Annotated in this window: 9 protein-coding genes; 6 read left to right on the forward strand and 3 right to left on the reverse strand. The window is 66.0% G+C overall.

Translation table 11 applies throughout. The features are described 5' to 3' along the window. The first annotated feature begins 7 nt into the window (after window positions 1-7). The 5 genes from VK98_RS04440 (at window position 8) to VK98_RS04460 (ending at window position 5,398) form a co-directional block, all read left to right on the forward strand. A complete protein-coding gene (locus tag VK98_RS04440) occupies window positions 8-1,519 on the forward strand; it encodes a polyamine aminopropyltransferase (protein ID WP_048412881.1) in 1,512 nt (503 codons plus the stop codon). After that, complete coding sequence (locus VK98_RS04445; RefSeq protein WP_053077222.1) at window positions 1,519-3,123, forward strand: FAD/NAD(P)-binding protein; 1,605 nt, start codon at window positions 1,519-1,521, stop codon at window positions 3,121-3,123. The genes VK98_RS04440 and VK98_RS04445 overlap by 1 nt, the downstream gene beginning before the upstream one ends. 43 nt (window positions 3,124-3,166) lie before the next feature. Continuing rightward, window positions 3,167-3,505: a nucleotide pyrophosphohydrolase gene (locus VK98_RS04450; protein ID WP_048412882.1), complete on the forward strand. Its 339-nt coding sequence runs from the start codon at window positions 3,167-3,169 to the stop codon at window positions 3,503-3,505. Between the two features lie 97 nt (window positions 3,506-3,602). After that, a complete protein-coding gene (locus VK98_RS04455) occupies window positions 3,603-4,331 on the forward strand; it encodes an NAD-dependent protein deacylase (RefSeq protein ID WP_048412883.1) in 729 nt (242 codons plus the stop codon). Between the two features lie 263 nt (window positions 4,332-4,594). After that, complete coding sequence (locus tag VK98_RS04460) at window positions 4,595-5,398, forward strand: mechanosensitive ion channel family protein (RefSeq protein ID WP_048412884.1); 804 nt, start codon at window positions 4,595-4,597, stop codon at window positions 5,396-5,398. 61 nt (window positions 5,399-5,459) lie between these two features. Here VK98_RS04460 and VK98_RS22660 read toward each other — a convergent pair whose 3' ends face one another. The 3 genes from VK98_RS22660 to VK98_RS04475 form a co-directional block, all read right to left on the reverse strand. Then, the gene (locus VK98_RS22660; protein WP_053077223.1) at window positions 5,460-5,993 is read right to left on the reverse strand and encodes a DUF2059 domain-containing protein; all 534 of its coding nucleotides are present in this window, start codon (window positions 5,991-5,993) and stop codon (window positions 5,460-5,462) included. A 74-nt stretch (window positions 5,994-6,067) separates the two neighbouring features. Beyond that, on the reverse strand, window positions 6,068-6,619 hold the full coding sequence (locus VK98_RS04470; RefSeq protein ID WP_048412885.1) for a hypothetical protein: 552 nt from the start codon (window positions 6,617-6,619) through the stop codon (window positions 6,068-6,070). Between the two features lie 208 nt (window positions 6,620-6,827). Then, on the reverse strand, window positions 6,828-10,304 hold the full coding sequence (locus tag VK98_RS04475) for an indolepyruvate ferredoxin oxidoreductase family protein (protein WP_048412886.1): 3,477 nt from the start codon (window positions 10,302-10,304) through the stop codon (window positions 6,828-6,830). Window positions 10,305-10,857: 553 nt separating this feature from the next. On the opposite strand from VK98_RS04475, the gene rarD reads away from it, so the two are divergent. Continuing rightward, window positions 10,858-11,772 carry an EamA family transporter RarD gene (rarD, locus tag VK98_RS04480; protein WP_048412887.1) on the forward strand — a complete coding sequence of 305 codons (915 nt, stop codon included), beginning with the start codon at window positions 10,858-10,860 and terminating at the stop codon, window positions 11,770-11,772. Window positions 11,773-12,056: the final 284 nt, after the last annotated feature.

The following is a 12,056-nucleotide window of genomic DNA, read 5'->3' on the forward strand; positions in this document are numbered from 1 at the left end:
CAATCCAATGCGAAATCGCTTGCTGATAGTATCGGTGTTTATCGTGGCCTCCTGCGGGCTGGCCTACGAGCTGATCACCGGCGCGCTGGCCAGTTACTTGCTGGGCGACTCGGTGCTGCAGTTCTCTTCCATCATAGGCTGTTACCTGTTCGCCATGGGGGTGGGATCCCACCTGTCCAAGTACGTGAAGGACGAGCGGGTGCTGGACGCCTTCATCGAGATCGAACTGCTGGTCGGCCTGATCGGCGGCGTGTCCGCCGCCGTGCTGTTCCTGGTGTTCGCCTGGGCCGGCGAGCCGTTCCGGCTGGTGCTCTACGGCCTGGTCTTCGTGATCGGGGTGTTGGTGGGCATGGAGATCCCGCTGGTGATGCGGGCGATGAACCAGCGCCAGGCGAGCTTTTCCGAGCTGGTCAGCCAGGTGCTGACCTTCGACTACCTGGGCGCGCTGGCGGTGTCGCTGCTGTTTCCGCTGGTGCTGGCGCCCAAGCTGGGCCTGGCGCGCAGCGCCTTGCTGTTCGGCCTGCTCAACGCCGGCGTGGCGCTGTGGGCCTGCCGCGCCTTCCGCCGCGAACTGCGCCAGCCCGGCCTGCAACTGGCGCGCAGCGGCGTGGTCCTGCTGCTGCTGGCCGGCGGCTTCCTGGCCTCCGACCATCTGACGCGCTGGAGCGAGAAGGCGGTGTACGGCGACGAGATCATCCACGCCGAGACCACGCCCTACCAGCGGCTGGTGATCACCAAGTGGAAGAGCGATCTGCGGCTCTACATCAACGGCAATCTGCAGTTTTCCAGCCGCGACGAGCACCGCTACCACGAGGCGCTGGTGCATCCGGTGCTGGCCAAGCTGCCGTGGGCGCGCAATGTGCTGGTGCTGGGCGGCGGCGACGGCCTGGCGGTGCGCGAGATGCTGAAGTACCGCAATATCCAGCGCATCACCCTGGTGGACCTGGACCCGGCGATGACCCGACTGTTCAGCCGCTCCGAGCCGCTGCGGGCCTTGAACCAGGGCTCCTTGACCGATCCGCGCGTCACCGTGGTCAACGACGACGCCGCGCGCTGGCTGGAGCAGGACCACGGCAGCTTCGACGCCGTCATCGTCGACTTTCCCGATCCGTCCAATTTCGCGCTGGGCAAATTGTACTCGGTGCCGCTGTACCGGCTGCTGGCGCGCCACCTGGCGGAAAACGGGCTGGCGGTGGTGCAATCCACCTCGCCGATGCACGCGCCGCGCTCGTTCTGGAGCGTGGACGCCACCTTGCGCGCCGCCGGCCTGAGCACCACGCCCTATCACGCCTATGTGCCTTCCTTCGGCGAATGGGGCTTCATCATCGCCGCCAAGAAGCCCGGCTACGCGCCGCCGGAGCGCTATACGGTGCCGCTGCGTTTCCTGGACAAGGAGGCCACGCGCCAGATGTTCTTCTTCCCGCCGGACATGCCGCGCTGGAAGGTGTTGCCCAATGAGCTGAACAATCAGCAATTGGTGCACTACTTCGAGCAGGACTGGTCGCAGGTGCTGCGCTGATGCGCCGCCGCGAGGTCTTGCGGCTGGCGGCGGCGCTGGCCGGCCTGCCCCTGCTGTCCGGCTGCGAGCGAGTGATGCGGCTGGGCGTGCCGCTGCGCTTGAACCGGCCGGGCATGGCCGCCGGCCACCGGCTGCGCGGCGGCAGGAGGCCGCCGCCGCCGCGCGAAACGCGCCGCTGCCGCGTCGTCATCGTCGGCAGCGGCGTGGCCGGCCTGTTCGCCGCCTGGCGGCTGCGCAAGGAGGGTTTCGACGACGTGGTGGTGCTGGACGGACCGGAGCCGGACGGCAACGCCGCCGCCGGCGCTTTCGGCGGCTATCGCTATCCCACCGGCGCTCACTATCTGCCGCTGCCGTCGCCGGAGTCGCGCCATGTGCGCGAGCTGCTGGCCGAAATGGGGGTGATCGAGTCCGATCCCTACGGCGCGCGGCCGCGTTTCGACGAACGCGCGACCGTGCACGCGCCGGACGAGCGGTTGTGGCTGGACGGCCAATGGCAGGAAGGCCTGCTGCCGCGGCTGGGCATGGGCGCGGACGAGTTGGCGCAGCAGCGTCGTTTTCTCGCCCAGACCGCGGGCTGGCGCGAACAGCGCGGCAGCGACGGCCGCCGCGTGTTCTGCGTGCCGGTGGCTTTGTCCTCGCAAGATCCGGCCTGGACCGCGCTGGACCGGCTGAGTTTCGCCGACTGGCTGCGCGCCAACGGCTACACCGCGCCCGGCCTGCTGTGGTATCTGGACTACTGCTGCCGCGACGATTACGGCAGCGCGCTGGCCGCCACTTCGGCCTGGGCCGGCCTGCACTATTTTTGCAGCCGCGGCGGTCAGGCGGCCAATGCCGAGGAGGGCGCGGTGCTGACCTGGCCGGATGGGCTGAATCCGCTGATCCGTCATCTGCGCGCCCGCATCGGCGCCGAGCGGCAATGGCCGGGCGTGGCCTGGCGAGCGGCGCCGGCCGGCGGCGGCATGGCGGTGGACTACCTGGACGCGGCCGGCGTAAGCCGGCGTCTGCTGGCCGAGCGGGTGATTCTGGCCACGCCCTTGCACGTCAGTCTGCACCTGAGCGGGCAATTGCCGGAACTGGGCTTCGAACGCCGCCACCTGCCGCTGCGCGCGCCGTGGCTGATAGGCAATTTCCTGATCGACCGTTTCCCGGCGGAGCCGGCCGCCGCACCGCTGGCCTGGGACAATGTGGTGTACGGCAGCCGCGGCCTGGGCTATGTGGTGTCCACTCACCAGCTGATCCGCGCCGCCAAGCCGGAGCAGAGCGTGTTCACCAGCTACCACGCCTTCGCCGACCTGGCGCCGGCGGATGCGCGTAAAATGCTGGAGGTCGCCAGCGCCGAAGAGCTGTTCGCCGTCGCCGCCGCCGATTTGCTGACTGTCTACGGCTGGCGTTTCCGTCAGTCGCTGCTGCAAGTGGAACTGACCGCGCGCGGCCACGCGATGGCCAGTCCGGCGCCGGGCTTTTTGTCCAATCCCGGCCTGCAAGCCTTGCGCGCGGCCGACGGCCCGCTCTTGTTCGCTCATTCCGATCTCAGCGGCCTGTCGCTGTTCGAGGAGGCGGCGTGGTGGGGGGAGCGGGCGGCCTTGAAGGTGCTTGGCGCATGAGGCGGCAAGCGCCTGATGTTCCACGTGAAACCCGGATTGAACGATGACCGAAGCCCTGATCTCGACTGAAAAACTCACCGCCGCCCTGCGGCGTTTCGCCGACGAACGCGACTGGAACCGCTATCACAAGCCGCGCGGCCTGATGCTGGCGCTGGTGGGGGAAGTGGGCGAGCTGGCGGAAATCTTCCAATGGCTGAGCGACGAGGACGCGGTCGCGCTGCGCGACGATCCGGCGCGCTTCACCCATCTGCAGGAAGAAATCGCCGACGTGCTGCTCTACCTGACGATGTTGGCGATGGCGACCGGCGTGGACCTGGACGCGGCGGTGCGCGACAAGATGGCCAAGAACGCCGTCAAATACCCTGTGCCAACGGCCGGCTGAGCCATTGGCATGAAAAAGCTAAGCTAAGGTTCGGCGCCGCGATACGCTGGTTGAACCAGGCTTACATTTCGCTTCATTCATTAGCTGGAATGGATAGATGTCCGAGCAAATCCGCCGCCTGCGCCAGATGCTGGAGCAGGCGGAAACCATTGTGGCGCTGACCGGCGCCGGCATGAGCACCGAGTCCGGCATCCCGGACTTCCGTTCCGCCAACGGCTTGTGGTCGCGCAGCATGAGCCTGGCCGAGGTGGTGTCCATCGATTATTTCCGCCGCGATCCGGAGGCGTTCTGGCAGGCGTTCCGCGAAATATTCCGCATCAAGCTGATTGGCGACTACCGGCCCAACGAAGGGCACCAGTTTCTGGCGGAACTGGAGCAGCAAGGCAAGCGGGTGACGGTGCTGACCCAGAACATCGACGGCCTGCACGCGCGCGCCGGCAGCGGCCGGGTGCTGGAGCTGCACGGCAGCTTGCTGACCGCCAGCTGCCCCAGCTGCGACACCACCCACGCGCTGGATTACGTGCTGCACCATCCGCTGCCGGTCTGCCGGTTGTGCCACGACGTGCTCAAGCCGGACGTGGTGCTGTACGGCGAGGCGGTGCCCTTGATCGAGCTGGCCTTCGACGCCGCCTTGCAGGCGGATCTGCTCTTGGTGATGGGCTCGTCGCTGGAGGTGTCGCCGGTCAACCTGATTCCGCTGGAAGCGGCGCAGGCCGGCGTGGCCACCGCCTTGATCAATTACACGCCCACGCGCATGGACCACGCCTTCGATCTGCGCATCCTGGGCGGCATAGGGGAGACCTGCCGCGCCCTGTCCGGGGCCTGAGAACCTGTTCAAAGTCTGCTGCGCGTCGTGAAGCGTTGCACGGCGAGTACGAGCTCAAAATGCTCATGTACCGCTCGTACATTCCGCTTTTTCGCCAGTTTTCGCCTGGTCTCGCCCTTGCTCGCGAGACTTTGACCAGGCGCTGAGCGCGCGGGCGACAGAAGCAGGGCGGCGAAGCTTCGCGTAAAAATTCATTTGGTATTTCTGTGGCAAGCTCCTATCTTTAAACATGTTGCAAAACCGTTGAAAAGGGGAATTTACAAATGGATGCCATCAACTGGAGTCACTGGTCCGATCTGGCGGTGAAAATCGGCCTCAACATCGTGTCGGCCATCTTGCTGTGGCTGGTGGGCCGCTGGCTGATCAATTTCGCCACCCGCCTGCTGGACGCCAAGCTGGCCAGCAAATCGCTGGACCACACCATCCGCCAGTACGTGAAGTCTTTCCTGGACGTGACGCTGACCATCGTGCTGGTGATCGGCATCCTAGGCTTCTTCGGGGTGCAGACCACCACCTTCGCCGCGGTGATCGCCGCCGCCGGCGTGGCGGTGGGCATGGCCTGGAGCGGCTTGTTGGCCAACTTCGCCGCCGGCATCTTCCTGGTGGTGCTGCGGCCGTTCAAGGTGGGCGATCTGGTGGGCGTGGCCGGCGTCGTCGGCACGGTCAAGCACATCGGCCTGTTCGCCACCGCGGTGGACACGCCGGACGGGGTGCTGACCCTGATCGGCAACAACAAGATATTTTCCGACACCATCCAGAACTTCAGCGTCACCGAGCAGCGCCGGGTGGACCTGAAAGCCCAGTTGGCCGCCAGCGCCGATCACGCGGCGGCGATGAGCTTGCTGCGGGAGACGGTGGCTAAGGTGCCCAATGTGCTGGCCAGCCCGGCGCCGGACGTGGGCCTGCTGGAGTTCACGCCCTTGGGACCGGTGTTGGCGGTACGGCCGTATTGCAAGCCGCAGGACTACTGGCAGGTGTATTTCGACAGCAACCGCGTGATTCGCGAAACCCTGGCCGCCGGCGGCTTCCCGGTGCCGGAGCAGGCGATGGTGGTGCGTCAGAGCTGAGCGCCGCGGACGCCAGACGACAACGGGGCCGACGGCCCCGTTTTGTCGTCCGCTTCCCGGTTCAGCGGACGCCGTTCTGACGCGCGAACTCGTCCATCTGCCGCTTGAGCTCGGGCAGCAAGCGCTGGTTGAGGTCCTGCATCACCGCCGGACCGGTTTCCGCCACGATCTTGGGCATCAGCCGCAACATCTTGCTGCCGGTGGGGGTTTGATAAAAAGCGCTCATCTCGCGGATCTCGGCGACGCTGAAGTGCTTGCTCAGCGCCTGGACCTGCACCTCGTGCAACAACTTGCGGGTTTCGGCGGACTGGAAATAGGCTTGTTGGGTTTTCCGCAGCTGTTGCAGAGAAGCGCCGACCTTGTCTTTGCAAGCCGGCGTCTGCGCGCAGTTCGGCTGGCTTTGCCACAGCTGCTGCTCCATTTGCTGCTGCATGGTGGCTTCCATCTGCTGCATCGTCTGCACGATCATCTCGTCGTAACGCATCGCCTGCAGCAACGCTTTGGCGGCGGCGGCGCTGTCTTCGGCGGCGAGCGCCGGGCCGGCGTGGAACAGCGCGGCGCACAGGCCGGCGGCGAGAAGGGGCTTAAGGCGCATGGTCGTTTCTCTTGTTGGAATAAACGACCATGCTGATGGCTCAGATGATTGGCGTCAATTGAGTGGAGTCTTGCTCAAGAGGCCGGCGGGAAATCTCCCAGATCCTCGCAGCGCTCCACCAGCAGGCTGTCCGGGCTGGCGTTGGGAACGTAGACCTGGTTGACCGGCGACGGCGGGTAGTTGGGGTCCGGCGCGCAATCGGCGCTCTGGCCCGGTCCCACCGCCACCTGGGCGCCCACTTTCAATTGACAGCGCACCACGCGGTTGAGCTGGCTCCAGCTCGGGCAGATGGCGTTGGCGGCGCGGTAGGCGGCCACCGGCCCTTGCGGCGCGTTGAACGACCACCAGCGGCCCAGCCGCGAATTGGCCTTGCCGCTGTCGTACACCCGGTAGACCGTCACGGTTTGATCCGCGGCGTCCTGGCGCCGCACCTGGCCGGCGCACAGGCCGCCTTTGCCGGGCTGGCCCAGCGCGCTGTTCAGCAAAGCGGGATTGTCGACCGCGCTCATGCCCGGCATCGGCGGCTGGGTCTGGCCGGCGCAGCGGTCGCTGCCGGGCGTGGACGCGCAGCCCAGCAAGAGGGCGCAGGCGAAGGCGAGCAAGCCATGGCGACAGTTCAGGGACATACGGGATCTCCTATGCGGACAAGCTTGGGATGGGGCGGCGCGGGAGCGCGCCAGTCTTGAAGCTAGAAAATGCCTTTGGCATTTTCAATTGGAGAAAGGGGTGGCTGGCAGAAAGGACGGGCGAAAAAAGAGGGCGTCGACATGGTCGACGCCCGCAAGCTGTAGGAACACTCGGGTACTACGTTTACAGCAACTTCATTGCTTTGACTTAGGCGACCTGGCGGTTCTTGCCGCCCGGCTTCAGCTCGCCCAGCAACTGCGCCTGTTTGCTCTTGGCCTGCTGGTAGTTGCGCTCCTTGATGTGGCCGAAGCCGCGCACGCCTTCCCAGGTTTTGACCAGTTCCGCCGCGCGCGGCAGCGCGTCCAGCGTCAGGCCGCCGAGCAGGTCTTCCACTTGGCGTTCGAATTCGCCGATCAAGCGGCGCTCCAGCTTGCGGTCGGCCTGCCGGGCGAACGGGTCCAGCAGGGTGCCGCGCAGGAAGCGCAGTTTGGCCAGCCACTTCATGCCGGTCAGCAGCCAGGGGCCGAAGGCCACTTTGCGCGGCTGGCCGCCGGTGATCCAGCCGGCGCCGATGTGGAAGCGCAGCTGGAAGTCGCCGTCGAACTGTTGCGCCAGCTCGCGCTGGAAGCTGCCGTCGGTGTAGAGCCGCGCCACTTCGAACTCGTCCTTGTACGCCAGCACATGGTAGTAGTTCTTGGCCACCGCCAGCGTCAGCGCGCTGCTGGCCGGGTTCAGCGCCTCCTCGGCCTGGCGCACGCGGGACACCAGCGCTTTGTAGCGCTCGGCCAGCGCCGCGTTCTGGTAGGCGGTCAGCGCGGTGGCGCGGTGGTGCAGCACAGCGTCTGGAGTTTCACGCGGAACGAAGGCCACCACCGCCGACGGGCTGACCAGCGCTTCGATGCGCGCCGGGTCGTGGGCGGCGTGGCGGCCCCAGCTGAAGGCGTCCTGGTTGAACTTGACCGCGGCGCCGTTCAGCCGCACCGCTTCCATGATGGCTTCCAGCGTCACCGGCACCAAACCCTTTTGCCAGGCGTAGCCGAGCATGAACATATTGCTGGCGATGGCGTCGCCCAGCAGCGAGGTGGCCAGCCGGGTGGCGTTGACCTCGCTGTAGCGGCCGGCGCCCACCGATTCCACGATGGCCTCTTTCATCGCCTTGCTGGGGAAGCGCACGTCCGGGTTTCTCAGGAAGGCGCTGGTCGGCGATTCGTAGTTGTTGACGATGGCGTGGCTGAAGCCGTCGCGCATCTTGGCCAGCGCCTCCTCGGCGGCGGTCACCACCAGATCGCAGCCCAGCACCAGGTTGGCGTCGCCGGCGGCGATGCGCACCGCGTGCAGTTTGTCCTGGCTGTCGGCGATGCGCACGTGCGACCACACCGAGCCGCCTTTCTGCGCCAGGCCGGCCATGTCCAGCACGGTGACGCCCTTGCGGTCCAGGTAGGCGGCCATGCCCAAGACCTGGCCTATGGTGACCACGCCGGTGCCGCCGACGCCGGTGACCATGATGCTGAACGGTTCGCTGAGCAGGGGGATCGCCGGTTCCGGCAGCGGCGGCATCGTGCTCAGGCTGGCGCTGCTGCCGGCGGATTTCTTCAGCTGGCCGCCTTCCACGGTGACGAAGCTGGGGCAGAAGCCTTCGACGCAGGAGTAGTCCTTATTGCAGCTGGACTGATCGATCTTGCGCTTGCGGCCCAGCGGGGTTTCCACCGGCAACACCGACAGACAGCCGGATTTCTGGCCGCAGTCGCCGCAGCCCTCGCACACCTGCTGATTGATGAAGGCGCGCTTGGCCGGGTCGGGGTAGTCGCCGCGCTTGCGGCGGCGGCGCTTCTCGGCGGCGCAGGTCTGATCGTGGATCAGGATGCTGGTGCCCTCGACTTCGCGCAGCTCTTTTTGCAGCCGGTCCAGCTCGCGGCGGTGGAACACTTCCACGCCGGCCGCCAGGCCCTGGACGTTCTGGTATTTGTCCGGATCGTCGCTGGTGATGACGATGCGCTTGATGCCTTCCGCCGCCAGCTGGCGGGTGATCATGGGCACATCCAGATAGCCGTCCACGTGCTGGCCGCCGGTCATCGCCACCGCGTCGTTGTACAGGATCTTGTAGGTGATGTTGACCTTGGCGGCCACGGCGGCGCGGATGGCCAGCAGGCCGGAGTGGAAATAGGTGCCGTCGCCCAGATTGGTGAAGATGTGCTTGGTGTGGGTGAACGGCGCCTGGCCCACCCAGGTGATGCCTTCGCCGCCCATCTGGGTGAAGGTTTTGGTGCTGTCGGCCTGGATCCAGTGCGCCATGTAATGACAGCCGATGCCGGCGACGGCGCGGCTGCCTTCCGGCACCTTGGTGCTGGTGTTGTGCGGACAGCCGGAGCAGTAGTGGGGCACGCGGGCGATGGATTCGCGCGGCTTGACCAGCTGGGCTTCCTTGTCGTCGTAGAACTTCAGCCGGTCGTGGATGATGGGGCTGTCGAAGATCAGCGCCAGCCGGCCGGCGATGGCGCGGGCTATCATCGCCGGGGTCAGCTCGCCGGCGGCCGGCAGCAGCCAGTCGCCGTGCGGCAGCGCCCATTCGCCTTTTTCGGCGAATTTGCCCACCACGCGCGGCCGCACGTCGTCGCGCCAGTTGTACAGCTGCTCTTTCAACTGGTATTCGATGATCTGGCGTTTTTCCTCCACCACCAGGATTTCTTCCAGCCCTTCGGCGAACTGGCGCACGCCTTCCGGCTCCAGCGGCCACACCATGCCCACCTTGAAGATGCGCAGGCCGATGTCGGCGGCCAGCGCCTCGTCTATGCCCAGGTCGTCCAGCGCCTGCATCACGTCCAGATAGCTCTTGCCACAGGTGATGATGCCCAGCCGCGGCTTGGGCGAATCCAGCGTGATGTGGTTCAGCTTGTTGGCGCGGGCGTAGGCCAGCGCCGCGTACAGGCGGTGGTGCAGCACGCGTTTTTCCTGCGCCAGCGGCGCGTCCGGCCAGCGGATGTTGAGGCCGTCCTCGGGCAGCGGGAAGTCTTCCGGAATCTTGAACTGCAGGCGCTCCGGCGAAATGTCGACGATGGCCGAGCTTTCAATGGTGTCGGAGATCGCCTTGATCGACACCCAGCAGCCGGAATAGCGGCTCATCGCCCAGCCGTGCAGGCCGTAATCGATGATTTCCTGCACCCCGGACGGGCTCAGCACCGGAATCATGCTGGCGGCCAGGATGTGGTCGGATTGATGCGGGAAGGTGGACGATTTGGCCGCGTGGTCGTCGCCGGCCACCAGCAACACTCCGCCGTGGCGGCTGGTGCCGGCGGCGTTGCCGTGCTTGAGCACGTCGCCGGAGCGGTCCACGCCCGGGCCCTTGCCGTACCACAGCGCGTAGACGCCGTCGTATTTGGGGCCGTCGAACATATTCACCTGCTGGGTGCCCCAGACCGCGGTGGCGGCCAGGTCCTCGTTGAGGCCGGGGTGGAACACCACATTGTGTTCCTTCAGGTATTTGCCGGCCTTCTGCATGGTCTGGTCGACGTTGCCCAGCGGCGAGCCGCGGTAGCCGGTGACGTAGCCGGCGGTGTTGAGTCCGGCGGCGCGGTCCAGTTGTTGTTGCAGCATGGGCAGGCGCACCAGCGCCTGAATCCCGGTCATCAGCACCTGGCCGGTGGGGGCCGTGTATTTTTCTTCCAGGTCTGCGTGGCGGATCGACATGGTTTCTCCTCCTGTCATTCTCGGGCGCGTCCGGCGGGCGCTGGCGCCGCGCGGCGGACGACCCATCGCTTGTGGCGATGGGGCCGGCCTGCGCCTTGTGGGCGCGTGCGGCCGGCCTTCTCCTTAAGTTTTAGACCCGCTGGCCCGGCGCCACCGCCCCTAAATTCGGGGCGGCGGTCCGGTGCGTCTGCGCCCGCCGCATGCTTGCGGTCTGTGCGGCGCCGACGGCTTCTCCTTTGTTGTCAGCGGTTGAGCTCCATCTCCAGCCGGTATTGTTTTTGATCGCCGGCGCGCCGGCGCGGTCCCTGGTCCGGGGCTGGGTTCTAGAGTCTTTTCTCTATTTGCTCGGACTATAAGTTACGTTTACGTCAACGTCAAAGAGATTGACTGATCTGGACGGCGACTGCGGCGATTGTGCCAGCGCAGCATGCTTATTATCCGGAAAGTCATTGTTTTAAATAATGAACAATCTGTTGATTGAATTGCGGTTTTTCCAAAGAGTCAATTTGGTTAAGCTGTCATCCTGACCCCCTCTCTTGCTGTGTGAAATCCCATGAGTCCTGTTTCTTCTACCTCCGAAAGCGGCCGCGGCGTCGCTTTCACCGTTGCCGCCTTCATCTGTTGGGGTTTGTTTCCGCTGTACTGGAAGCCGCTGCACGATGTTCCGGCTTTGCAAATTCTGTGCCACCGCATTGTCTGGTCGGCGGTGTTCGTCGCGGCGGTGCTGACCGCGCGCAATCATTGGGGCTGGCTGCCGGCCGCGGTGCGCGAACCGCGCAAGCTGGGCATTTTCGGCCTGTCGTCCCTGCTGCTGTCGCTGAACTGGCTGATCTATATCTGGGCGGTGAACGCCGGCCACGTGGTGGAGGGCAGCCTGGGCTACTTCATCAACCCGTTGTTCAACGTGCTGCTGGGCAGGCTTTTCCTGTCCGAGCGCCTGAGCGGCCTGCAGAACGCCGCCTTGCTGCTGGCGGCGGCCGGCGTGGCCTGGATCACCTATAGCGCCGGCGCGCTGCCGTGGATCGCGCTGTCGCTGGCGGCCACCTTCGGCCTGTACGGACTGCTGCGCAAAAAAGCGCCGTTGGCCTCGCTGGAAGGGCTGGCGCTGGAAACCTTCCTGATGACGCCGCTGGCGGCTTTGGCGCTGGTCTGGTTCGAATGGCAGGGACAGAGCGCTTTCGGCCATGGCGGCGTCGTGCAGACGAGTTTGCTGATCGGCGCCGGCGTGGTGACCGCGGTGCCCTTGCTGCTGTTCGCCGCCGGCGCGCGCCGGCTCAAGCTGGCGACGGTGGGGGTGATCCAGTACATAGGCCCCAGCATCCAGCTGGCCTTGGGCGTGCTGTTGTTCGGCGAAGCGTTCGACAGCGGCCGCGCGGTGGGTTTCGGCCTGATCTGGGCGGCCTTGTTGCTGTACTCCGCCGCCGGTTTGCTGCAGATGTGGCAGGGGCGGCGCGCCGCCGCGGCCTGAGCTTTTCCGCCGCCGAAGCAGCCCGCGTTTCGCAAGAAACGCGGGCTGTTTTCATTAGGAGAGTCTGCTATAAACCACTCAATGGGCCGTCGCCGGGCGTTTGCGGCGCCGGCCCATTGCCGAGCCGAGTCCGGCCCGTTTCCGTAGTTCAAGAGCATAGAGCGCGGCCGCACCGCGTCGCCATGCATCGTTGTGATGCGCTTGCCGCCCCTGATTGCCCCAAAAACAAGCATTCGCTCCAAACCGCCCGCGCGTCGCCGACGGCGGAGCGGCATGGTCAATTT

The organism is Chromobacterium sp. LK11 (genome assembly GCF_001043705.1).
In the GTDB taxonomy this organism is placed as follows: domain Bacteria; phylum Pseudomonadota; class Gammaproteobacteria; order Burkholderiales; family Chromobacteriaceae; genus Chromobacterium; species Chromobacterium alkanivorans.

Bases quoted from the DNA above. Each gene is read 5' to 3' on its own strand.
- VK98_RS04445 (WP_053077222.1), top strand. From the start codon at position 1,519: ATGCGCCGCCGCGAGGTCTTGCGGCTGGCGGCGGCGCTGGCCGGCCTG.
- VK98_RS04450 (WP_048412882.1), top strand. From the start codon at position 3,167: ATGACCGAAGCCCTGATCTCGACTGAAAAACTCACCGCCGCCCTGCGG.
- rarD (WP_048412887.1), top strand. From the start codon at position 10,858: ATGAGTCCTGTTTCTTCTACCTCCGAAAGCGGCCGCGGCGTCGCTTTC.
- VK98_RS04475 (WP_048412886.1), bottom strand. From the start codon at position 10,304: ATGTCGATCCGCCACGCAGACCTGGAAGAAAAATACACGGCCCCCACC.
- VK98_RS22660 (WP_053077223.1), bottom strand. From the start codon at position 5,993: ATGCGCCTTAAGCCCCTTCTCGCCGCCGGCCTGTGCGCCGCGCTGTTC.
- VK98_RS04460 (WP_048412884.1), top strand. From the start codon at position 4,595: ATGGATGCCATCAACTGGAGTCACTGGTCCGATCTGGCGGTGAAAATC.
- VK98_RS04440 (WP_048412881.1), top strand. From the start codon at position 8: ATGCGAAATCGCTTGCTGATAGTATCGGTGTTTATCGTGGCCTCCTGC.
- VK98_RS04455 (WP_048412883.1), top strand. From the start codon at position 3,603: ATGTCCGAGCAAATCCGCCGCCTGCGCCAGATGCTGGAGCAGGCGGAA.
- VK98_RS04470 (WP_048412885.1), bottom strand. From the start codon at position 6,619: ATGTCCCTGAACTGTCGCCATGGCTTGCTCGCCTTCGCCTGCGCCCTC.